Source organism: Candidatus Polarisedimenticolia bacterium, from assembly GCA_036004685.1.
Classification (GTDB): domain Bacteria; phylum Acidobacteriota; class Polarisedimenticolia; order Gp22-AA2; family AA152; genus DASYRE01.
In genome coordinates this window covers 66,371-88,220 of sequence record DASYRE010000026.1, presented here as the reverse complement: position 1 = coordinate 88,220, position 21,850 = coordinate 66,371, and the positions used below count along the sequence as shown (strand labels likewise).

Sequence of the window (21,850 nt, the reverse complement as noted above, 5' to 3'; positions counted from 1 at the left end):
GATGATGAGTTTGAGGGGTCAGCCCCGGCCGGCCGATTCCACGATGATCGCGATTCCCTGGCCTCCGCCGATGCAGGCGGTCGCGAGGCCGAAGCGCGCGTTCCGCCGCCGCAGCTCCAGGAGGAGCGTCAGCACGAGACGCGTGCCGGTGGCCCCGAGTGGATGGCCCAGGGCGATGGCGCCCCCGTTCACGTTGACGCGGTCGCGGTCCAGACCCAGGTCCTTCTCGACCGCCAGGTATTGCGCCGCGAAAGCCTCGTTCACCTCGATCAAGTCGATTTCCGAAAGTCGGAGGCCGGCGCGCTCGAGCGCCTGGCGCGTGGCGGGCACCGGACCGATTCCCATGATGCTGGGCTCGACGCCCGCGATTCCCCAGGCGACGATCTTCCCCAGGGGCTTGCGGTCGCCCGCGTGCGGGTTCGAAGAGACGACTACCGCCGCCGCCCCGTCGACGATTCCCGAGGCGTTGCCGGCCGTCACCGTTCCTTCCTTGCTGAACGCCGCCGGGAGCCTGGAGAGCTTCTCGAGGGTCGTGTCGGCCCGCCGGTGATCATCCTCGGCGAAGAGGATCTCGGAGCGCCCTTCCCGCACTTTGACCGGGACGATCTCCTCCTGCATCCTGCCCGCGCGGTAGGCTTCCTCCGCCAGGCGCTGGCTCCGGAGCGCGAAGGCGTCCTGCTCCTCCCGGCTGATCCCGCGCTCCTTGGCGATCTTCTCCGCTGTCTGGGCCATGTAGAGGCCGCAGTGGCTGTCCATCAGGGCGACCATCAACGAGTCTTCAAGCTTCCCCTCGCCGAGGCGGAATCCGACGCGGGCGCCGCGAATCACGTGCGGCGCCTGGCTCAGGTTCTCCATGCCGCCCGCCAGGACGGTGTCGGCCTCGTCGTTCCGGATCAGGTGGACCGCGGAGAGAATCGACTGGATTCCCGAGCCGCAAAGCCGGTTGACGGTGAACGCGGGAACCTCGATGGGAAGGCCGGCCTTCAGGGCCGCGTGGCGGGCCCCGTACATGGCGTTGCCGCTGGTCTGCAGGGCGTTGCCGAAAACGGCGTGCTGGACGGCGTGGGCCGGGATCGCCGCGCGAATCAGGGCTTCCCGCGCGGCCAGGGCGCCGAGCTCCGTTTCCGGGATGTCGCGGAAGCGGCCGTTGTACTCGGCCATGGGAGTTCGGGCCCCTCCCAAAATCCATACCACTTTCGATGACTTTTCCACGAGCGCTCCCCAGGGGATGACGCTAAGCCTCACTACTATCGCATCTTAACAGAGGGATCCGGCTAATGCAAGCCCGGGGCCAATGATGAGCCGGGAAGCGCCGAAGGGGGCGAAAGTTCGCCGCCGAAGGAGGTCAGGGACGCAGGCGGATGTCGGCTTTTCTCACGTGCTCGCGGTAGTCCTTGCCCGAGATCTCGACGACCCGGCACATCTCGTGAAGCCGGGATCGCACTCTTTCGCCGATACGATCGGTGAGCGTCGAATCGTCGTTGCGCAGCGGTGAATCGAGGTAGTTGGTGGTAAACAGCGTCGTCTTCATGTCGTTGTAGCGGGTGCTGATGATGTGGGTGAGCGTCTCCTCGACCCAGATCGTCGGCTTGCGGGCTCCGAGATCGTCCAGCGCCAGGACCTCGGCGGCGAACAGCGGCTGGAGAATCCCCAGCTCCGAAGTCTTCGAGTCGGGGTTGTAGGAATTCTGGATCTCCCTGAGGAGATCCTGGAAGTCGTAGAACAGGCAGGCGACCCCTTTTTGATGGATCAGGTGGCGGATGAGCGCCACCATGAGGTGCGTCTTCCCCACCCCGGGCGGGCCCATGAGCAGCAGCCCCGACTCCATGGCCGGGTATTCGCGGGCGTACTTCTCGATTTTCTGCTTGGCCGAGCGGTGCGAGGGGGAAATGCCGTCGAAGTTCTCGAAATCGCAGCGGTGGTAGCGCCGGGGGATGCGCGCCTGGTCCATCAGGCTTCCCTCGCGCTCCCCCTGGCGGCAGGCGCACGGGACGGCGCTGCTCCGGCCGTCCGGGGACTCGAGCACGCGGTACCCCGCGCCGTGGCATTCGGGACAGTCAGCGGCGGCGGCCGGCACGGCTCCCTCCTAGTTCAGATAGCCGCGGAGCTGCTGGCACTTCTGGGATCGGTTCAGCTTCTCCAGCGCCTGGGCCTCGATCTGGCGGATTCTCTCGCGCGACAGGCCCATCATCTCGCCGATTTCCTTCAGGGTCTTCGGTTCTTCCTCGTCCAGCCCGAAGCGCAGGCGCAGGACCTTCTCCTCCTTGGGATCCAGCTCGTCCAGACAGGCGGAGAGATGGGTCCTCAGCGAATCGCGAAGCAGCGTGTCGTCGGCCGAAGGGATCTGCTCCTGCTCCAGCTTGTCGGAGAGGTGGAAGTCGTGCTCCTCGTCGATGACAGTGGACAGCGAGACGTTTTCGTCCGCCACTTGGAGAAGGTTGGTCACCTCCTCCACCTGGATGTCGAGCTTGCGCGCGATCTCGTCGGGACTCGGATGGCGCTCCAGCTCGAGGGTGAGCTGGGAGATCGTCTTGCCGATTCGATACAGCAGGTTGGCCTGCTTCTGGGGAAGCCGGAACGCCCCGCTGTGGTCGGACAGGGCGTGGATGATGGCCTGGCGCACCCACCAGACGGCGTAGGTGATGAACTTGACGTTCTTCTTCGGATTGAAGCGCTTGGCGGCCTCGATCAGGCCGATGTTCCCCTCGTTGATCAGGTCGAGGAACGACAGGCCGCAGCCGCGGTACTTCTTGGCGAAGCTCACGACGAACCGGAGATTGGCTTCCACCAGGCGCTGGAGCGCCTGCCGATCTCCCCCTTGGATGAGATCGCCGAGGACCTTCTCCTCGTCGGGCGTGATCCGCTCCAGGCGGGAAATCTCCTGAAGGTACTTCTTGAGCGTCTCGGAGGAAACGCGCTTCCGAATTACGTTTTCTTCGTCCATCTCACCCCTTCTTGATAGGGATCACACGCCCGGGACGGGCGTGGACGAGGGCCTGAGAGGGCCGTGTCCGGGTTTCTTTTTCCCGCTTGCGCAGCTCCTCGCGCAGCGACTCCAGGAGATCGTTGAACTCGTGCTCCATCCGGTCCATGACCTCCTGCATGTTCAGGACGACCTCCACGCCCGCGAGATTCACGCCGAGATCGCGGGTGAGGCGCAGGATCCGGGAGAGGCGGTTCAAATCCTCATCGGAATAGAGGCGCGTGTTTCCTTCCGTGCGGCTCGGCTTCAGGAGACCTTCGCGCTCGTAGAGCCTCAGCGTCTGAGGATGTACATCGAAGCGCTTCGAAACGACGCTGATCATGTAATAGGCCTTGTCCCGCTTCACGACGACCTTTCCGGCGCCTACCGGCGCCGCCCGGTGGGCCGTATGTTACTACGAACGTGTCCCGAGATGGCTCCTCAGATCGGTTCGATCGAGCTCCGCCAGCTGCCGCAGGAGGGTCTTCGCCTTTTCGTCGCGCACGTCGGGCGTCACGACCTTGACCTCGACGATCTGATCGCCCCGCGCTCCGCCTCGCAGGGACGGCGCGCCGCGGCCCCGCAGGCGGAGCTTCTGCCCGCTTTGCGTTCCGGGGGGGATCCGGATGGTGGCCGGCCCGTCCACGGTCGGGACCTCGACCTTCGATCCGAGCGCCGCCTCGCTGAACGTCACGGGGACGGTGCACAGGATCTGGTCTCCGGCGCGGGAGAAGAAAGGATGCGAGTCGACCTGGATCAGGATGTAGAGATCGCCGGGCGGGCCGCCCAGGACGCCGGCGCCCCCTTTGCCGGCGATGCGAACCCGGGACCCGGTGTCGACTCCCGGGGGAATCTGCACCTGCAGCTTCTGGACGCGGCTGATCTTCCCCGACCCCGAGCAGCGGCTGCACGTCTCCTCCATCAGCCGGCCGCTGCCCCCGCACCGGCGGCAGGTGGGAGTGAAGCGGATCCTTCCCCCGAAACGCTCCACTTTTCCAGTGCCGTGACAGTCGGGACAGACGCGGGCGCGCGAGGAGGCCACGACGCCGAGGCCGGCGCAGACGGGGCAGGCTTCCTCTCCTTCGATCTGGATGGTCGTCGTCAGGCCGCGCAGCGCGTCGAAGAAGCCGATCCGCATCGGATAGACGCGGTCCCCTCCGGTGCGCGGCTCGCGCTCGCGCGGCGCGGGCCCCTCGCCGAATATCTCCGCGAAGATGTCGGAGAACCCGCCTCCGAATCCCGCCGCCCCGAAATCGGGGGGGACTCCAGGGCCGGCTCCCCCGGCGCCCTGGAAGGGAGAACCCTCGGCCCCCAGCCCTCCCTGATCGTACCGGCGGCGCTTCTCGGGATCCGAGAGGACGGCATAAGCCTCGGTGATGCGCTTGAATTGCTCTTCGGCGGTGCGGTTGCCCGGATTCAGATCGGGATGGCACTTTCTCGCGAGGCGCTTGTAGGCTTTTTTGATCTCGGCCGGGCGCGCCTTGCGGCCGACCCCGAGCACTTCGTAATAGTCCACCGCGGGCATCGAGCTTTCCTCCCGCCGTCGTCAGGAGACCGGCACGCGCACCTGCTCCGGACCCGACTCCCGCGCCTTGGGCATCTCGATCTGCAGGATGCCCAGCTTGTATTCGGCGCGGGCCTCGGAGGCCTTGACGCCGGCCGGCAGGGGAAAGCTCCTCAGAAATGTCCCGTAGGAGCGCTCGATGCGATGGTAATTCTCCTGCTGGATTCCCTTCTCGAGCTTGCGCTCCCCCCGGAGGGTGAGGGTGTTCGCCGAGATCCGGACGTCGATCTCCCCGGGGGTGAATCCCGGGAGCTCGGCCGTCACGACGAATTTCTCCGGAGTTTCATAGATGTCCACGGCCGGAGACCAGGTGCCGGCGTCCCCGGAGCCCCCGTACTGGCTCCGGGACATCGCGTTCTCGATGATCTTGTTCATCCGGTCCTTGAGAGCCAGGAGCTCGCGGAGAGGGTCCCACTGCACGACGGTCATCGATTCCCCCATGCGGCGGCGGCCGCTACTTTTTCCCTTCGTCCACGTCCACGTACTCGGCGTCGATCACGTCCCCCTCTTTCCGCTCGGGCTCCGCGGAGCCCTCGGCGGGCGGCGGCTCCTGTCCTTCCCGGGCGCCGGGAGCGGCCTGCTGGTACATCCGATCGGCGATCTTGTGCGAGGCCTTCAGGAGGACGTCGGTCGCCCGCTGAATCCCCTCCGCTCCGCCTTCGGTCACCGCCTTCTTGAGATCGTCGACCGCCGCCTGGACCTGGGAAGCCTCCTCGGGCGGAATCTTGTCCTTGTTCTCCTCCAGGAGCTTCTCGGTGCTGTAGACGAGATTGTCGGCCTTGTTCTTAGCCTCCACCTCCTCCTTTTTCTTCTTGTCCTCGTCGGCGTGGGAGGAGGCCTCGCGCACCATCTTGTCGATGTCCTCCTTGTTCAAGCCGCTGCTGTGCGTGATCGTGATCTTCTGCTCGCGTCCCGTCCCGAGATCCTTGGCGGAGACGTTCACGATACCGTTGGCGTCGATGTCGAACGTGACCTCGATCTGCGGGACGCCCCGGGGAGCCGAGGGGATTCCGACGAGATGGAAGCGGCCGAGGGTGCGGTTGTCGCGCGCCATCTCCCGCTCCCCTTGCAGCACGTGGACCTCCACGCTCGTCTGATTGTCGGCCGCGGTCGAGAAGGTCTCGCTCTTACGCGTAGGGATCGTGCTGTTGCGCTCGATCAGCCGCGTGAAGACTCCTCCCAGAGTCTCGATCCCCAGGGAGAGCGGCGTGACGTCCAGGAGGAGCAGGTCCTTCACGTCGCCGCCGAGGACGCCCGCCTGGATGGCGGCGCCGATCGCGACGACCTCGTCGGGATTGACCTCCTTGTTGAGCTCCTCCTTGCGGAAGAAGGCCTTCACGATCTCCTGAATCTTCGGAATCCGGGTCGATCCGCCGACCAGGACCACTTCGTCGATGTTCTCGGGCTTCAGGCCCGCGTCCTCCAGGGCGCGCTTGCACGGCGGCAAGGAGCGCTCGAAGAGATCCATCGCCAGCTGCTCGAAACGGGCCCGCGTCAGCTTCATCAACAGGTGCTTGGGACCCGAAGCGTCGGCGGTGATGAACGGGAGGTTGATCTCGGTCTCCCCCACCGTGGAGAGCTCCATCTTCGCTTTTTCCGCGGCCTCCTTGAGCCGCTGAAGAGCCATCCGATCCTTCGAGAGATCGATGCCCTGCTCCTTCTTGAACTCCGCCACGATCCAGTCGATGATCCGATGGTCGATGTTGTCGCCGCCGAGGTGCGTGTCCCCGTTGGTGGACTTCACCTCCACGACCCCCTCGCCCACCTCCAGAATCGAGATGTCGAACGTTCCGCCGCCGAAGTCGTACACGGCGATCGTTTCGTTCTTCTTCTTGTCGAGTCCGTAGGCCAGCGCCGCCGCGGTCGGCTCGTTGACGATCCGCTCCACGGTGAGACCGGCGATCTGTCCGGCATCCTTGGTGGCCTGTCGCTGGGCGTCGTTGAAGTAGGCGGGGACCGTGATCACCGCCCGGGTGACTTTTTCGCCGAGGTAGTCTTCGGCGGACTGCTTCATCTTTTGGAGGATGGCGGCGGAGATCTCGGGGGGCGAGGAGTTCTTGTCCCGGACCTGGACCCGGGCATCCCCGTTCTGGCCGCGGATGACCTTGTAGGGCACCATCTTCATCTCCTCGGTCACCTCGTCAAACCGGCGCCCCATGAAGCGCTTGATCGAGAAGATCGTGTTCTCCGGGTTGGTGACCGCCTGTCGCTTGGCCACCTGGCCCACCAACCGCTCTCCTTTGTCGGTGAAGGCGACCACCGAGGGAGTCGTCCGGCTGCCCTCGGAGTTGGAGATGACGACCGGTTTCCCTCCTTCAATGACGGCCACCACCGAGTTGGTGGTGCCTAGGTCGATGCCGATAATCTTGCTCATTGGGAACCTGCCTCCTTAATGTCGGCTCCAAAACAGCGTCGCAATGGAGCTTAGTGTGAAGGCATTATAGACATTGAGTGCTCCATTGTCAAGTATCGAAGCAATCTGACAATTGCCTTATAACTTAATGGTTTACGACATATCATGAACAATCGTGCGGGGGCCGATCGCCGTCAGCGCGGATTGACCGAGCGCACCAGCAACGCCGGATCGGCTTTTCCTTCCGGACCGAAGCCTTGAAGCTCATAGCCCCAGTTCACGGTTCGATAGAGGTACTCCCTTCCCCAGGGGTCCCGGAGATCTTCCGGGCGGAGCAGTCCTCCGACGACGAGGTAGTTCAAGTCCTGCGGATAGCCCCGATTCAGGATGAAGAAAACCTGGATGGCGTAGTGCAGGCGCTCCAGCCGCGTGCGGCTGACCTGATGTCGAAACTCGCCGAGCGTGGCGCCGCCGGTTCCCGGCAGCGACAGGCCGTTGAGCGGATTCAAGGGGGCCGTGAGGAGGGAGAGCCCGACGACCAGACCGACCATCAAGCGGCCCCAAGGCGAGGATCTTTCCCGAACCACCGGCTCCACGGGAGGTCGAACCTTCGGGGCCGGCTTGCTCGGGGCGCTGACTTCCCCGACCGCCACCTTTTCGGCGAGCTGCCGGCCGATCAGCTCGTACAAGACCCGGCAGGTGTCGAACTCGCTGGCGGTGTTGCTTTCGATCACGTCCTGGATCGTCTTGTTCTCGCCGAGCAGCTGCAGGACGGCTTTTTCCTCGGCGCTGAGAACGGGAGAGGCCTGTCCTGAGCCGCCCTTGAGCGCCCGGTTGGCGCTTTCCGTGCGCGCGTAAATCCCGGTGAGGGGGCCGATACGCTTCTCGATCATCGGCCATTCGTCGAGAATCCGGGCTCCTTCCATCAGCACGCTCTCGGCCGACAGCGGAATGACGTTCTGCCGGTCGAAGTCGAGCTTCTCCTCCTGGCTGAACTCGTAATCGCCGTCCCTCCAGCGGAAGAGGCGGTAGATCATCTGGGTCACTTGAATCCGCAGCGCTTCCCGGAGCGCTTCCTGGCTGACCAGCTTCTGCTCCACGAGAACGTTGCCCAGCCTCTTCAGGGTCTGCTTCTGGACCTTCAGCGCCTCCTGCAGCTGGGCGGGAGTGATCTGCTTCGTCTTCACGAGCACCGTCCCGAGCCGATCCTCGAGGCGGCGGTGCAGAGAGTCGGCGGCCACGACGTTTCCGTCGAGGAACGAGACGGTCACGACCTCTTGCCCGCTCTTCAGCGTCAGCACGCCGGTCTTCTTCTGCAGGCCGATGAGCTGAAAGATGTCGGCCAGGCTGAAGTCGCGGAGAGTTCCCTTGAGGGCCATCGCTATCTCCTCTCGGCCGTCTCGAACGCGGCGGTGTTGCCGATCAGCCATGACAGGGCGATGACGACGACCGGAGCGCCGCGCGTCAGCAGAGGCGAGTGAAGGAGCGCGATCTGCGGGGCGGCGAGGAGCTTGCCGGAGAGCATGAGCATGGCCACGGAGACGCACGTCGCCCAGAGAAGAGCCGCGCCGAAAAACGAGCGGCCTCCTTGAATCTGCCCGGAGCCCGGCAGGATGAGGGAGACGAGCCGCCGGGCGATCCATTGCCATCGCGAATGCGAGGCCGCGAGACGCTCGCGCTCCTCGCGGGCCCGCGGAGGAACGGGATCCCTCAGGAGGTAATAGTGCCGGCAGGCGGTGCAATACCCTTCCTCCCGCCGCATTCCGACCTGGCACCGCCGGCAGAACGGACGGCCGCATTTGGCGCACCGCTGCGCCCTTCCCAGCCCCCACCCATCGGCTCCCCAAGCCAGCACGGCGCACGCGATCAAGCCGAGCGCGCCCGCGAGGGGGAGCGGGTGAAGCCAATCGCCGGCTCTCATGCCGGAAGCCACGGAGCCATCGCGGCGCTGGACGACCTTGAGAAGGTCTTTGCCGCTGTAGTGGGCATCGACCGGGTCCTTAGCGTCCTCTCCCCCGCCCGCCGACAGGATGGAAGTGATCAGGTCGTTGTCGAGGCTGCGCGCCTGCCGGAAGGCGGCGTCCGCCTCTTCGAGGTGCAGGGCTCCCTGCAGGGCGAGGTGGAGGTTGTAGTAGGCCAGCGCCGATTTAGGGTCGGCTTGAATCGCCCGCCGATACTCCTCCGCCGCCTGCGCGTATTGTCCCGTCGCGAAGAAGATGTTGCCCGAGTTGATCCAGGCGGCCGCGTTGGTCCTGTCCTCGTCCTGCACCTGCCGGTATTCCTGGAGGGCGGCTTCGATCGAGCCGTTGGCGTGATAGCCCTGGGCCAGGAGAAAGCGGTAGACCGGCTCGCCGGGGTGGGAGCCGGCCATCTGCTCGAGCGCCGCCACGCGCTCCGGATCGATTCCGCCGCGGGCCGATTCCAGGAGGAGCCGGACGGCGGGGTCGGTCGTGACCTTGCTTTCCCGGGTGATCCATCCCAGCAACGGCACGCTCAGGAGGAACACGACGCAGGCCAGGACGCTCACGATCCGCTCGGAGCGCTTCATATAGACGAACGCGAAGGCGAGCCAGTAGACCAGGGCCCACGGGCCGATCAGCCACAGCAGGGCCGGGAGAAGCCAGATGGCCCAGGCGATCACCTGGGCGGCATTGTTCGACAGGGATCGCTTTCGCCCCTCGTAGAGATCGTGCTGGGCGAGCCGGGCGGTGCGCAGCGCGGCCGTAATGCACCAGAGGACGGCCGCCAGCAGGCTGCCCGCGAGCAGGATCGCCAGGGAGTTTCCGAGCGTGCCTACGCGCGTGGCGGGATTCTTGAAGACGATACGGAGGCCTTCGAAAACGTACGACAGGCTGCCTCCGAAATCCCGCTCCCCGCTCCACAGCGCGCGGGCCACCGCGAAGCTGGCGCCGGGACGATCGGGAGCGAATTCCTTGGCCAGGTGGAAGCTCTGGAGAGCCCGGGAGACGCTTCCCCGCTCCAGAGCGCGATTCCCGTCCGCCAGGAACGCGCCCGAAAGATCGTCGGCGCTGAAGATCCCTTCCCGGCGAACGATGTCGCGCATCAGGGCGACCTGCCGTTCGGCGGCGGCGGTATCCCCTTTGTCCAGGAGACTCTTGCGCCGGAACCAGAGCTCGCCCAGCACTTCCGGCACGTTCACCGGCGTCCGGCGGGTCGCCGGCGCGCGCGGCGGCGCGGGCGCCTGAACGGGTTGTTGGGGAAGGTGGATGATCTCCGGCTCCTGGGCGCGGGCCGGAAGGCTTCCGATCTCGAAGAGGCTCAGAAGCAGGAGGGCGAGGAGGCGGCGCTCCACCGGACGGGTCCAGCCCGGCGGGCGAGGTCTGGCCAGAATTCGGCTCCTTTCCACAGGCGCACGACGGTCAGCGTCTTGCGGTGGCGGCCCGGCGCGAAAATTCGAGCTTGAGATGGTACAGAAGATCGTCCAGGGACTTCGTTTCCTGGGGCGAGAGATTGCCTTTCGTCTTCTGCTTGAGCATTCCCAGGATCTCTATGGTCTGGCGGGCCTCTTCCAGACTGACGATCACCTCCCCCGTCGCGGGATCCCGGGCGCCGGTCATCTGATGCAGTGCAACCTGCGCCAGGTAACGCACGAAGCTGTCGAAGTCGATGCCGGCGGCGTCCTCGCCCTTTTCGGCCCGCGGGGCGCCGCCGCCCGCCTGAGGAGGAACGGCGGTTCGGACGGGCTCCGCCTTCGGCTGGTCCGGAGTGCGCTTTTCACCCGTCTGGGTGAACGACCGCCGGTCGCTCACCTTCACTTCCGAGGAGGTCTTCTTGGTCTCGTCCGTCATGGCCGTCGAGGCAACCCATCGAAAAAGGAGACGGAAAAAAGCCTCGTCCCCGCGGAACGCCGGATGTTAGCATCGGGGCGCGCCCCAATTCAAGGCGTCTTCTTGCCCGATCCGGCGGCGGTCCGATAAACTCCGCGCGGCTCGTGGCGGCGAGGAACACGACGAGGAGAGCATGGAGTCTTCCCTGCACCGGCTCGTGGAGATCATGGCGCGCCTGAGGGGCGAGAACGGCTGCCCCTGGGACCGCGAGCAAACGCTCGAGACCCTGAAGGTCTACCTCCTCGAGGAAAGCTTCGAGGTCCGGCAGGCGATCGACTCGGGCGATCCCGAGGCGTTGCGCGAGGAGCTCGGAGATCTGCTGTTGCAGGTGATCTTCCAGAGCCGCATCGCCCAGGAGAAGGGATGGTTCGGCATCGAGGACGTCGCCCGGGGGATCGCCGAGAAGCTGATCCGCCGCCACCCGCACCTGTTCGGAGGATCGCCGTTGAGCACCGCCGGGGAGGTGGCCCGGCAGTGGGAGGAGCTGAAGGAGGAGGAGCGCCGGAGGAGGGCGGGCGGCTCACGGCTGGCGAGCGTTCCGCCCGGCCTGCCGGCGCTGCTGCGCGCCCTTCGCCTTTCCGAGCGCGCCGCCCGCAGCGGCTTCGACTGGGACCGAACCGCCCAGGTGTTCGACAAGGTGCGCGAGGAGATCGGCGAATGGGAGGCCGAGGTCGCCTCGGCTAATCCGGATCGCGCCGCGCGCGAGCTGGGGGATCTGCTCTTCAGCCTGGTGAACGTCGCGCGCCACCTCGGCCTCGATCCGGAGGCGGCGCTCCAGGGAGCCAACGATCGCTTCGCCCGGCGCTTCGGCCATCTGGAGCGGGCGTTGGAAGGCGAGGGAAAGGATCTGAAGGAAGCCGGCGCGGCGCGGCTCGAGGAGCTCTGGCAGGAGGCCAAGCGCCGCGGAGATTAGATCATCAAGAAGAGGACCGCGACAGGGCAAAGAATTCCGTCATCACACCCCAAGTCGCTCTCCGGGAGCAAATTCCTCCCGCGCGCTAAGGGTCGTTTTGGAGCGAGCCTTCCTCAGCGACGCTCTCTCTTGGTCCTGCCCGGCGTCATGCCCGACGCCTGCGACCGCGCCGGGGCACGGACTACGACAAGCCCAGATCCCGGCGTGCTACGTCCGTCCGAGTCGGTGGCGTTGTAGGTCACGGTGTAGGTCCTCCCCGAGCCGTTGCGATCCCGTTCGGCGCGAAGCTCGAAGTCAAAGTCGGCCGTTCCGACAGCAGCTCCCTGAATGTCGTTCAGAGTATGGCCGTCCGAGGGGCCGGGAACGTCATCTGGCTCGTTGCTGACGATAGACGTCAGGACGACCGTCGGTGGCCCGCAGGTCGAGGAGGTGGCGCTCACGCTGGCATGAACCGCGACCATCTTATGGTTCACCAGCGAGAGAACGTTCGGCGTGAGCAGCACGGAGATGGTCGGGGCACAGTCTCCCGCCCGACAGGTCCCCGCGCCGCACGGGAACTCGCGGCAGCTCGTCCCATCGGGAAGCACGGTGTACTGGCAGCCCGAGGTCCCGCCGCAAGCCGCTGCGATGCAAGGGTTGGACTGGTCGCATAAGGCGGCTCCCGTTTCGTCCACCGAACCGTCACAATCATCATCCACTCCGTTGCAGAGTTCGGCGACGCCGGGGTGCACGTCCGGATTCGCGTCATCACAGTCGATCGCGCAGGTGAAATGATCTCCATCGGAGTCGACTTCATCGATCGCGCCGTCACAATCATCGTCGATCCCGTTGCAGAGCTCCGCGGCGCCGGGATGGACCGACGTGTTGCCCTCGTCGCAGTCCCCATCACAGAGCGTGAAGCCGTCCCCGTCCTCGTCGACGGCGCTGTCGGTCCCGTAACGGCCTCCCGTGCGCCAAAAGGCATTCCAAACTATCATCCTGCATCCCGTCCAGGCGGCAAGCGAGTCCAAACGGGGTATGAGAGGATTACTGATCTCGGCAATGAGGGTGATGGGGGGAACCCTGGGAGCGTTCAGGTTCGTGACGGGCACCCAGGCGTCGAGATCCGGATTGTACCGTCCTCCCATGATGGATGGCTCGAGCCATACCAGCATCTCGCTTCCCGTCCAGATGGGAGGGACCTGCAGGCTCGGAGAGGGCGCGCCGGCATCGCTCATGGGTGTCCATCCGTCCGTGGCTGGATCGTATTTCGCCCCGGTGCCCACCACATGCGTCCCATCGCGTGGAGGGAACTCAGTCCCATCGTAGCCGCCCCAGATGAGCATCCGGGAGCCAGTCCACACGGCCGTGTGAAAGGCGCGCGGGGAGGGCGCTCCCAAGGTCGACAGAGGAGCCGCCGTATGCGTCGAGGGATTGTAGGAGCCGCCGGTGTTCAAGGGAATCAGCGAGCCGTCGAAGTTTCTTTGATAGCCGCCCCAGATGAGCATCTTCGAACCGGTCCAGACGGCGCTGTGATTGAGGCGCGCCGGCACGGCAGGAGAAGCGGAGAAGAGGGTCCAGACGTCCGCCACGGGGTCGTACTCGCCGCCGGTGGCGAACGCCGTCGTCTCGTCGAGCCCTCCCCACACAATCATCCGGGTGCCCGTCCAGACGGCGGTATGGTCGTAGCGGTGCCTTGGAGCATTGACGTTCGTCACCGGGCTCCAGATATCGGAGATCGGATCGTAGCGAGCACCGGCTCCTGCTGGGGGGAATGGAGAGGACGAGATGCCACCCCAGACGACCATGAGCGATCCGGTCCAGACCGCCGTGTGACGGCCGCGAGCGTAGGCGCCCACGGTGGAGACGGGCGTCCAGGAATCGAGCAATGGATCGTAGCGCGCGCCCCGGGCTGAGGCGTTCGGGGGACCTCCCATGACGATCATCACGTTTCCGGTCCAGACGCTGGAAGCGGTCACCATCAGGGGCGGCGCTCCGGTCTCGCCGGTCGGCGTCCAGGTGTCGGTCGCAGGGTCGTACCGGCCTCCGGAAGAAGAAGTGGATCCCTGCGTCTGTCCTCCCCATGCGATCATCTGGGAGCCGGTCCAGACCGCGACGTGACCGCTTCGCCCGCTGGGCGCATTGACCAGAGAGGTCGACACCCACGAATCGGTCGACGGATCGTATCGTCCCCCCGAATCGAGGGCCGTGAAGCTTCGGTCGTTGGTACGCACCCCTCCCCATACGATCAGCTCGCTGCCGGTGGATACGCCCGTGAAGCCCTCACGCGCCTCGGGGGTGCCAAGCGCCGATATCGATTCCCACTGATCACTCGCTGGATCGTAGCGACCGCCGGTGTTGATATCGACCGTTTGATTGAATCCGCCCCAGACCACGACGCGGCCGGCCGCCCAGACCATGGTGTGGAGGACCCGCGCTTCGGGCGCGTTGACCGTGGAGGTGGGAAGCCACGTGTCGGCCTCCGGGTCGTAGCGGCCTCCCGTGCTTTCGTAACCCGAGCCGTTGCTGCCGCTCCAGATGACCATGTGGCTGCCGGTCCAGACGGCCGTATGCCCTTGCCGTGGCGTTGGAGCATTGAGCGTGGCCGTTGCCTGCCAACTGTCCGCGACAGGGTCGTACTGGCCGCCGGAGCCTAAGAGCAAATCGGGACTTCCGGCGCCGTTGAAGCCACCGCCCCAGATCACCATCTTGGTTCCGGTCCAGATCGCCGTATGGGCGGAGCGCGCGTCGGGTGCATTGAGCATCGAGGTGGGAGACCAGCTGTCCGATACTGGATCGTACCGGCCGCCGGAGTTCATCTCCGTTCCCCCACCGGATCTTCCAGTGCCTCCCCAAACGACCATCACACTACCGGTCCAGACGGCCGTATGGCCTTGCCGGGGCGCCGGGGCATTGAGAGTCGAGGTCGAGAGCCAGGTGTCGGTCAGCGGATCGTATCGGCCTCCGGTGTTGACGACCGGGAAACCGCCGCCCCAGACGATCATGACGCTGCCGGTCCAGACCGCTATGGCGGCGCTTCTGAAGGTCGGAAGATCGTCCAGGATTCCGTTATCCCAGATGTCCCCGGTCGAAAAGAGATCAATCGCGGGACCCGAAGTCGTGAAGAGATTCGGGTCAGCGCTCCAGGGACTCGAAGATCCTGCCGAAGGTTCAGGAGGGGGCTTCCTTTCACTCGCCACCGCGTGAACCGCCGACGCGGAGAACATCGCCTGGTTTGCGGCCCACCACGCGTCCCAGGAAGTGGTGGCCTGCGAGCCTGCTGGTGCCTTGCGAAGCCGCTCGTCGGAGGCGAAAAAGCGGCGGGAGAGCCGGTCCACCAGCGCCGGTCGGGCAAAGCACTCCTCGATCAAGAAACCATCGTTGCCGAGGGCGGTATAAACCTCACGCAGGCGTTCTGGAAACCGGGTGCTCTTCGCGATCCGTTCCGCTTCGCGCCGAAGCGCCTCGGCGGTCACCGGCGTCTTCCAGATCCGCTCCAGCGCCACGGATTGCTTCATGTAGGTTCGGACTTTTTTCTCGAGAACCTCTCGTGGGACGGCCTTCTCGAAGGCCGCGGTCGCCCCGATTTGGTGCGAGTAGTAGATCCTTTCGATGGCTTTCTGAGCCTTCACGCGCTGCTCGAACGTAAGGTCGCGTGCCGGCGCGGGTGTGAAAGCGAACGGAAGCAGAGTCAGGATGGTCAGGCAGAGCCCGGTAGCTGTGCGCATGGTTTTCCCCCCTCAGGACGGACGGCGCCTCAGCAAGCGCAACGGCGGGCATGGTGGAATCCTGCCCAGAACTATACGTCAACCGCTAGCATGACGGGGGTATTGTTTGGGGTCGAGGGACGCGGGGGAGGAGGCTCTCGATTATCGCCTCGCGGGCCGGGACGTCTCAAGGCTCAGCAGGAAAGCTATCTGGATGGGTCTTGAATCTGAAGCGTCTGGGCAAGTTTTAGAGGAACTTGGACTGGCCGAACCGTCCCAGCTTGCGGAATTTCTCGTAACGCGACTCGAGACGCCTCGCCGGATCCATCCGCACCAGCTCCTCCAGCTGCGCCGACAGCACCGCGTCGAGAAGCTCCGCCGAGCGTTTCGGATCGGCGTGGGCTCCGCCGACCGGCTCGGGAACGACTTGATCGACGATTCCGAGCTCCTTCAGATCGGTCGCCGTGATGCGCATCGCCTTCGCCGCCTCTTGCGCCTTGCCGGCGTCGCTCCAGAGGATGGCCGCGCATCCCTCCGGACTGATGACCGAATAGATCGAGTGCTCGAGCATGTTGACGCGGTCGCCGACGCCGATGGCGAGCGCTCCTCCGCTGCCTCCCTCCCCGGTGACGGTGACCAGGACCGGCACGCGCAGGCGCGACATCTCGCGCAGGTTGACGGCGATCGCTTCCGCCTGGCCGCGCTCCTCGGCCCCCTTTCCCGGATAGGCCCCGGGAGTGTCGATGAAGCAGAACACGGGGCGCCGGAACTTTTCGGCCAGCTTCATGATGCGCAGCGCCTTCCGGTAGCCGTCCGGGCTCGGCATCCCGAAGTTCCGGCGGATTTTCTCCCGGATGTCCCGGCCCTTCTGGTGACCGACCACCGCCACCGGCATTCCCTGATACGTCGCGAAGCCTCCGACGATGGCGGGATCGTCCGCGAACTTGCGGTCGCCGTGGATCTCGACGAGCCCGTTGAACAGCATCTGGATGTAGTCCAGGGTGTAGGGGCGCTTCGGATGCCGCGCCACAAGGGCCTTTTGCCAGGCGGTGAGGTGCGAGTAGATTTCGCCGCGCAGATCCTGGAGCTGCCGCTTGAGGCGCTCGATCTCCGGCGTGCGGTCCTCGCCGCCGGGAACTCCGGTCAGCTCGTCGATCCGCTTCTCGATCTCCAGGATGGGCTGTTCGAGGGATTCTTCCTGACGGCTCAAGGGGTCTCCCGGGCGAGCCTCGCAAGGTGCTCGAATCTAACACCCGGTTCGGGAGGGTGTCAAGAAAGCGCGGGGAGAGAGGTCGCCGCGGCACCGCGCCGGACGGGCTCAGGCGCGCGGGTGGAAATCGTGATAGATCCGCCGGAGCCGCTCGCGGTTCACGTGGGTGTAGATCTGCGTGGTCGAGATGTCCGCGTGGCCCAGCATCATCTGCACCGAGCGCAGATCCGCGCCGTGCTCCAGGAGGTGCGTGGCGAAGGAATGCCTCAGCACGTGGGGGCTCAGGCGCCGCTTGAGCCCCGCCGCCGCGCCGTATCCCTTCAGGATCTTCCAGAACCCCTGCCGGGACATCCGCGCGCCGCTGCGGTTCGTGAACAGGTTGCCCGACTCGCCGCGCCGGATGAGGTGCGGCCGCACGTCGCGGAGGTAGGGCTGCAGCCGCTCGATCGCCTTCCTCCCGAGGGGCACGATGCGCTCCTTCGAGCCTTTCCCTTTGCAGGTGAGGTAGCCCGCGTCGAGGTTCAAATCCTCCACGCGCAGGGAGATCAGCTCCGAGACGCGGATGCCGGTGGCGTACAGCACTTCGACCATGGCGAGGTCCCGCATGCCGAGCGGCCGGGAGACGTCGGGGGCGGCGAGCAGGCGATCGACTTCCTGGAAGTTCAGGAATCGGGGCAGGCTCTTCCAGGTGCGCGGAACGTCCAGATCGGCCGTCGGATCGGCGCGCAGCTCCCCTTCCGCCACGAGGAAGCGATAGAACATCCTCAAGGCGTTGATGGCGCGCGCCACCGACTTCGGCGACAGCCCGGCCTGGCGCAGCGCCCGGACGTGGCCCAGGAGATCCTGCCGGCGCGCGGCGCGCAGCGAGATTTTTCTACCCTGCAGCGATTCCTGGAGGCGCTTGAGGTCACGCCCGTAGGCCTGCAGCGTGTTGGCCGCGAGGCCGCGCTCGACCGTCAGGTAATGAAGAAACGAAGGCAGGAGCCGGTCCCCGCTCACGCTTTCCCTCCCTCCAAGACGAACGTGACGGGACCGTCGTTGACCAGTTCGACTTCCATCGCCGCCCGGAAGCGGCCCGTTTCGACCCGCAGGGGGGTCTTCCGGAGCTTTTCCAGGAAGCGCTCGAGAAGCTCCTGGGCGATTTCCGGCGCCGCCGCGTTCTCGAAGCTCGGGCGGCGGCCCCTCTCCAGGCTGCCGGCGAGCGTGAACTGGGAAACCACGAGCAGCTCCGCGCGGTCGTCGAGAGAGGAACGGTTCATCCGGCCAGCCTCGTCTGGAAAGATACGCAAGTTTACGACCTTGTCCGCGAGCGAGTCAAGAATGCTTTCGGTGTCGCCCCGCTCGATGGCCACCAGCAGGAGAAGCCCGCGGCCGATCTCTCCGACCGTCCGCCCCTCGACGCGCACCGCGGCGCGCGACACGCGCTGGAGGACGATTTTCACGGCGACTTCCGCCCGCGGCGCGGCAGCAGGGCGATCACTTCCCCCACCTCCCGGCTTCCTAAAGCCAGCGCCGCGCCCAGGAAGATCGCCCCGCAAGCCAGGATGACCGCGCTCAGTGCGGCGGCGCGCACGAGGATGGAGTGATCGGAGGCGAGCCAGGCGAGGCGGGCGCCGAAGAACGCGGCGATCCCCATCACGCCGCCGGCGACGCAGGTGTCCCGGAGGCTCTTCGCGACGCCGGAATCCCAGAGCTGCCCGTGCGCCCGGGAGAAGAGGTAGAAGAGGAGGACCATGTCGAGGATGGCGGAGATCGAGGTGGAGAGAGCGATGCCCCCCGCCAGGAGGGGCCCGCGAAGCCAGAAGTTGAGGCCGAGATGGACGAAGAAGGTCAGCGCTCCGACCTTCACCGGCGTGCGGGTGTCGTGGTGCGCGTAGAACGCCGCCGCCAGGATGTTCACCGCCGCGAACGGCAGCAGCCCGACGGAATAGTACCCGAGCACCTGGGCGGTGAAGCGGGTCGCCTCGGCGTCGAACCGGCCGCGCTCGAAGAGGATGCTGGTGATCGGGACCCTCAGCAGGATGAGCCCGACGGCCGCCGGCAGGCAGATGAAGAAGATGAGCTGGAGGGCGCCGCGCAGCGTCTGCCGCACCTCCTCCGCCTTCCCTTCCGCCGCCAGGCGCGACAGCGCCGGCAGGATCACCGTCGACAGGGAAATGGCGAAGATCCCGAGCGTCAGCTCCGTCACGCGGCCGGCGTAATAAAGGTGGGAGACGCTCCCCACCGCCAGCGAGGAGGCGAACTGGGAGTCGACGATCAGGTTGATCTGCGTGATCCCCGCCCCGAAGATCCGCGGCAGCATCAGGCGTCCCACCTGCCGGATTCCGGGATCGGTGAAGGAGACTTCGGGCTGGAAGCTCATCCCCTTGCGGATCAGGAACGGCACCTGCACGAGGAACTGCAGCAGCCCGCCGACGAGCACGCCCCACGCGAAGGCGTAGGCCGGGTTCGAGAACCTCCGAGAAAGGAGCAGGGCCGCGACGATGATCGCCAGGTTCAGGAGCACCGGCGTGAACGCGGGGAGCGCGAAGGAATCGAGGCTGTTCAGGATGCCGCTGGCGAGCGCGGCGAGCGAGATGAAGAAGATGTAAGGGAACATCAGCCGGTTGAGCTGGATCGTCAAATCCCACTTGTCGGGCGTGACGCGGAAGCCGTACGCCAGGACCTTCACCAGCTGGGGAGAGAAGACGATGCCGAGGACGGTCAGCACGGTGAGGATGATGAGCAGCGTGTAGAACATCCGGTTGGCGAAGCGCCAGAGCCTGCCAGGATCGCCGTCCTTCAGGTAGCGCGAGAAGGTGGGGACGAAGGCCGAAGTCAGCGCCCCCTCCCCGACCAGGCGCCGCAGCAGGTTCGGGATGCGAAACGCGATGATGAAGGCGTCGGAGGAGTTGGCGGCTCCGAGGATCGTGGCCTGCAGGTTGTCCCGGAAATACCCGAGGATCCGGCTGAGCATGGTGGTCACGCTCATGGCGCCGGCGCTGCGCATCATCCCCTGGTGCCTGCCCATGACCTCCGCCGTCGCCGATCCCGGTCCACGATGACGATCGATCCCGGAGGAGCCGGCCGCCGGGAGCGCGTATTCTGTCAGAATCGATCCGGAGCATCAAACCGCGCCGCCATCCGCCCGCGCTCCTCGATCTGCTGGAGCGCACCATTCATGAGAACCGTGGAGGAGTACACCGGCGCCAGGAATAAGCAGATTGTCTTGCCTTGGCCCTTGGGGCGTGCGAGATGAGGAAGTCCCATGGTTGTCCCCATCATGATCGTCATGCTAATCTTCAGGCATGTCGTCCACAGTCGGGTCGCGTAGGCGGTTGAACAGGCGTGTGGGAAGAGCCGCGGCCGTTGCGATCGTGGTGCTAACGATCGGCTGGCCGAGCATGCCGTTCTGCTGCGTCCGAGACGCTCCGTGCTGCTCCGTCGGATTGCCTTCTCAGGGCGCGCCACAAGCGGAGCTCGGCTCATCCATCCCGGATTGCTGCAAGCCGATTGTCCGGAACGAAAGGTCGGCCGCAAGCGAGTGGCTTGTGCCTCGTTCCGACTCGCATGAATCCGCAACTTTGCCGAGTTCGCCCCGAATCGAAGTGAGCCTGACCTGCGAGGGCCGCCCGCCGGCGCTGGCGGCCGACCCACAGCCGGATCCTTCACCGCCAGCGCGTGCCTCCCGCGCGCCTCCTCTCTCCTAGACTCGAAACCACACTCACTGGACGAACCCCACGGCCGTCGGGGATCGGGCTTGCTGCGCGTCATGGGAGAGAATCCTTGACCATTGCACCAACATCAGGACCGTCTGCGTATTGGAACAAGCGCGTCTTCGCTTTCATCTTGAGCCTGCTCCTCGGTGCGAGCGCCCTCGCCTCGGCGCCCGAGGCACTGGCCCCGGGGATGCCGGCGCCACCGTTCTCAACCGCGCGACTCGATGGCGGCACGGTCACGCTCGAGTCGCTTCGCGGACGCGTCGTGCTGCTGAACTTCTGGGCCGTGGGGTGCCCCCCGTGCCGGATCGAAATGCCGGAGCTCGAGAAGATCCATCGCCGCTATTCCGGCCGCGGGCTGCAGGTCCTTGGCGTCACGGAGATGAACCCTGAGCGCGACGAGGTAGCCAGGGCGGTCGCGGAGATCGGGGTGACCTATCCGGTGCTTCTCGATCCGGACGCTCGCATCGGAGCGCTTTACGGTATCGAGGCGCACCCGACATCCGTCGTGATCGATGTCCGAGGTCTCGTGCGATTCGTGAACGCCGGTTATCTCCGGGGGGAGGAGAGGGGGATTGAGCGCGCGATTCGCAAAGCGCTCGCGGGAGTCGAGCGCTCCGGCGCCTCTCACGGTGGCAAGCCGTGAGGGGGCCGCCACGCGAGCGCGCCGGTGCCAAGGCGGTCCGGGTTTGCCTCCGTCTCACGGCGGCCCTGGCGAGCCTTGTCGGATCGCTGGGGGCGGCGGTCGCGCACGAGCCGCTCTGGGGCGAGACGCCGACCATCTTCGGCCCGGGTGTGTTTCATCCCGAAATCCGGATTGGATTGATGCGCCATGGTGGCGCCTCCGAGCCAGGCGGCGAAGGTTCCCGGGAGTTCGGGCAGGAGTACGGCCTGCAGTACGGCATCAACCGCTTCGTGAACGTGCGCGTCCAGCTGCCTGTCGTGCAGACCGACTTCGAGGAGAACGTCGCGGGAACGAGTCAGAAGACCCGCGTGGCGGGCATCGGAGATGCGCTTCTTTCGGCCAAGGTCCGCTTCCGCCTGCGTCAGGAGACGAGCTTTCAGTCGGGCCAGGCGCTGGTCGTCGGGTGGAAGGTTCCGACCGGCGATGACGACCGCGGCGGTCCCGGAGGCGAACGCCTTCTGCCCTCCGAGCAGCCGGGCAGCGGACGGCACGGCGTCGAGATCGGCTACGCGGTCGACCGCGAGCGGCTCGTCGATTCCGCCTGGACGAGCGCCTTCTACCGGCACGAATTTGGAAGGGGCTTCCGCCGGGGCGACACTATCGAATTCGATGCGGCGTACGGTCGCTGGGTCGTACGCCCCAATGTCGCGGAAGACCTGGGCGTCAACCTGCCGGCGGGAGTGCACGCCGAGGCGGTCGGCGACGATCGTCTGGAAGGCGGCGTACCGGCCGGCAACGCCCATCGGACGGCGGGCCTGCAGGTGACTCCGATCATCACCAAGGGCCGCAATCAATACCGGGTCGGCGTCTTCGTGCCGCTCCTCGACAGCGGCGACGAGAGGGAAACCAACTTCAATTACGAGGTTCGCGCCGGCTGGGAAATGTTCTTTTAGAGATTCCAGTCGACTGGAGGACAAGATGCTCGGCTTTC

Annotated in this window: 19 protein-coding genes; 3 read left to right on the top strand and 16 right to left on the bottom strand. The window is 65.9% G+C overall.

All coding sequences use genetic code 11. The features are described from left to right. Positions 1–18 precede the first annotated feature (18 nt). From VGR67_06450 to VGR67_06405, 10 genes are all read right to left on the bottom strand, one after another. A complete protein-coding gene (locus VGR67_06450; protein ID HEV8336034.1) occupies positions 19–1,212 on the bottom strand; it encodes an acetyl-CoA C-acyltransferase in 1,194 nt (397 codons plus the stop codon). A 133-nt stretch (positions 1,213–1,345) separates the two neighbouring features. Further along, entirely contained in the window at positions 1,346–2,077 is a 732-nt protein-coding gene (locus VGR67_06445; protein HEV8336033.1) for an ATP-binding protein, read from the bottom strand. 9 nt (positions 2,078–2,086) lie between these two features. Further along, positions 2,087–2,944, bottom strand: coding sequence for an RNA polymerase sigma factor RpoD/SigA (locus VGR67_06440; GenBank protein ID HEV8336032.1), 858 nt, complete (start codon positions 2,942–2,944; stop codon positions 2,087–2,089). 1 nt (position 2,945) lies between these two features. Next, the gene (locus tag VGR67_06435; protein ID HEV8336031.1) at positions 2,946–3,305 is read right to left on the bottom strand and encodes a MerR family transcriptional regulator; all 360 of its coding nucleotides are present in this window, start codon (positions 3,303–3,305) and stop codon (positions 2,946–2,948) included. A gap of 72 nt (positions 3,306–3,377) precedes the next feature. Then, on the bottom strand, positions 3,378–4,487 hold the full coding sequence (gene dnaJ / locus VGR67_06430) for a molecular chaperone DnaJ (GenBank protein HEV8336030.1): 1,110 nt from the start codon (positions 4,485–4,487) through the stop codon (positions 3,378–3,380). Positions 4,488–4,508: 21 nt separating this feature from the next. Continuing rightward, positions 4,509–4,955, bottom strand: coding sequence for an Hsp20/alpha crystallin family protein (locus VGR67_06425; protein HEV8336029.1), 447 nt, complete (start codon positions 4,953–4,955; stop codon positions 4,509–4,511). A gap of 25 nt (positions 4,956–4,980) precedes the next feature. Continuing rightward, positions 4,981–6,900 carry a molecular chaperone DnaK gene (gene dnaK, locus VGR67_06420; GenBank protein ID HEV8336028.1) on the bottom strand — a complete coding sequence of 640 codons (1,920 nt, stop codon included), beginning with the start codon at positions 6,898–6,900 and terminating at the stop codon, positions 4,981–4,983. Between the two features lie 173 nt (positions 6,901–7,073). Beyond that, on the bottom strand, positions 7,074–8,258 hold the full coding sequence (locus VGR67_06415) for a DUF4388 domain-containing protein (GenBank protein HEV8336027.1): 1,185 nt from the start codon (positions 8,256–8,258) through the stop codon (positions 7,074–7,076). A gap of 2 nt (positions 8,259–8,260) precedes the next feature. After that, entirely contained in the window at positions 8,261–10,192 is a 1,932-nt protein-coding gene (locus tag VGR67_06410) for a tetratricopeptide repeat protein (GenBank protein HEV8336026.1), read from the bottom strand. 67 nt (positions 10,193–10,259) lie between these two features. Beyond that, positions 10,260–10,688: a DUF1844 domain-containing protein gene (locus VGR67_06405; GenBank protein HEV8336025.1), complete on the bottom strand. Its 429-nt coding sequence runs from the start codon at positions 10,686–10,688 to the stop codon at positions 10,260–10,262. A gap of 172 nt (positions 10,689–10,860) precedes the next feature. Between VGR67_06405 and mazG the strand changes: the two genes are divergently transcribed. Further along, a complete protein-coding gene (mazG, locus tag VGR67_06400; protein ID HEV8336024.1) occupies positions 10,861–11,640 on the top strand; it encodes a nucleoside triphosphate pyrophosphohydrolase in 780 nt (259 codons plus the stop codon). Between the two features lie 113 nt (positions 11,641–11,753). Here mazG and VGR67_06395 read toward each other — a convergent pair whose 3' ends face one another. The 6 genes from VGR67_06395 to VGR67_06370 form a co-directional block, all read right to left on the bottom strand. After that, positions 11,754–15,347, bottom strand: a complete 3,594-nt coding sequence (locus VGR67_06395; protein ID HEV8336023.1) for a MopE-related protein — start codon at positions 15,345–15,347, stop codon at positions 11,754–11,756. A 226-nt stretch (positions 15,348–15,573) separates the two neighbouring features. Then, complete coding sequence (locus tag VGR67_06390) at positions 15,574–16,536, bottom strand: acetyl-CoA carboxylase carboxyltransferase subunit alpha (GenBank protein ID HEV8336022.1); 963 nt, start codon at positions 16,534–16,536, stop codon at positions 15,574–15,576. Positions 16,537–16,644: 108 nt separating this feature from the next. After that, positions 16,645–17,535, bottom strand: a complete 891-nt coding sequence (gene xerD / locus VGR67_06385; protein HEV8336021.1) for a site-specific tyrosine recombinase XerD — start codon at positions 17,533–17,535, stop codon at positions 16,645–16,647. After that, positions 17,532–17,978 (bottom strand): D-aminoacyl-tRNA deacylase, encoded by a 447-nt coding sequence (gene dtd / locus VGR67_06380; protein HEV8336020.1) that lies wholly within the window; start codon positions 17,976–17,978, stop codon positions 17,532–17,534. The genes xerD and dtd overlap by 4 nt, the downstream gene beginning before the upstream one ends. Further along, on the bottom strand, positions 17,975–19,546 hold the full coding sequence (gene murJ / locus VGR67_06375; GenBank protein HEV8336019.1) for a murein biosynthesis integral membrane protein MurJ: 1,572 nt from the start codon (positions 19,544–19,546) through the stop codon (positions 17,975–17,977). Before murJ ends, dtd begins: the two co-directional genes overlap by 4 nt. 77 nt (positions 19,547–19,623) lie before the next feature. Further along, the gene (locus VGR67_06370) at positions 19,624–19,809 is read right to left on the bottom strand and encodes a hypothetical protein (GenBank protein ID HEV8336018.1); all 186 of its coding nucleotides are present in this window, start codon (positions 19,807–19,809) and stop codon (positions 19,624–19,626) included. 492 nt (positions 19,810–20,301) lie between these two features. Here VGR67_06370 and VGR67_06365 point away from each other — a divergent pair, with 492 nt between their 5' ends. Beyond that, entirely contained in the window at positions 20,302–20,880 is a 579-nt protein-coding gene (locus VGR67_06365) for a TlpA disulfide reductase family protein (protein HEV8336017.1), read from the top strand. Continuing rightward, complete coding sequence (locus VGR67_06360) at positions 20,877–21,812, top strand: transporter (protein ID HEV8336016.1); 936 nt, start codon at positions 20,877–20,879, stop codon at positions 21,810–21,812. The genes VGR67_06365 and VGR67_06360 overlap by 4 nt, the downstream gene beginning before the upstream one ends. Positions 21,813–21,850: the final 38 nt, after the last annotated feature.

Excerpts from the sequence above, each read along its gene's own strand:
- VGR67_06395 (HEV8336023.1), bottom strand. The coding sequence starts at position 15,347 with ATGCGCACAGCTACCGGGCTCTGCCTGACCATCCTGACTCTGCTTCCG.
- murJ (HEV8336019.1), bottom strand. The coding sequence starts at position 19,546 with ATGGGCAGGCACCAGGGGATGATGCGCAGCGCCGGCGCCATGAGCGTG.
- VGR67_06370 (HEV8336018.1), bottom strand. The coding sequence starts at position 19,809 with ATGACGATCATGATGGGGACAACCATGGGACTTCCTCATCTCGCACGC.
- mazG (HEV8336024.1), top strand. The coding sequence starts at position 10,861 with ATGGAGTCTTCCCTGCACCGGCTCGTGGAGATCATGGCGCGCCTGAGG.
- VGR67_06415 (HEV8336027.1), bottom strand. The coding sequence starts at position 8,258 with ATGGCCCTCAAGGGAACTCTCCGCGACTTCAGCCTGGCCGACATCTTT.
- dnaJ (HEV8336030.1), bottom strand. The coding sequence starts at position 4,487 with ATGCCCGCGGTGGACTATTACGAAGTGCTCGGGGTCGGCCGCAAGGCG.
- VGR67_06405 (HEV8336025.1), bottom strand. The coding sequence starts at position 10,688 with ATGACGGACGAGACCAAGAAGACCTCCTCGGAAGTGAAGGTGAGCGAC.
- dnaK (HEV8336028.1), bottom strand. The coding sequence starts at position 6,900 with ATGAGCAAGATTATCGGCATCGACCTAGGCACCACCAACTCGGTGGTG.
- VGR67_06435 (HEV8336031.1), bottom strand. The coding sequence starts at position 3,305 with ATGATCAGCGTCGTTTCGAAGCGCTTCGATGTACATCCTCAGACGCTG.
- VGR67_06440 (HEV8336032.1), bottom strand. The coding sequence starts at position 2,944 with ATGGACGAAGAAAACGTAATTCGGAAGCGCGTTTCCTCCGAGACGCTC.
- VGR67_06425 (HEV8336029.1), bottom strand. The coding sequence starts at position 4,955 with ATGACCGTCGTGCAGTGGGACCCTCTCCGCGAGCTCCTGGCTCTCAAG.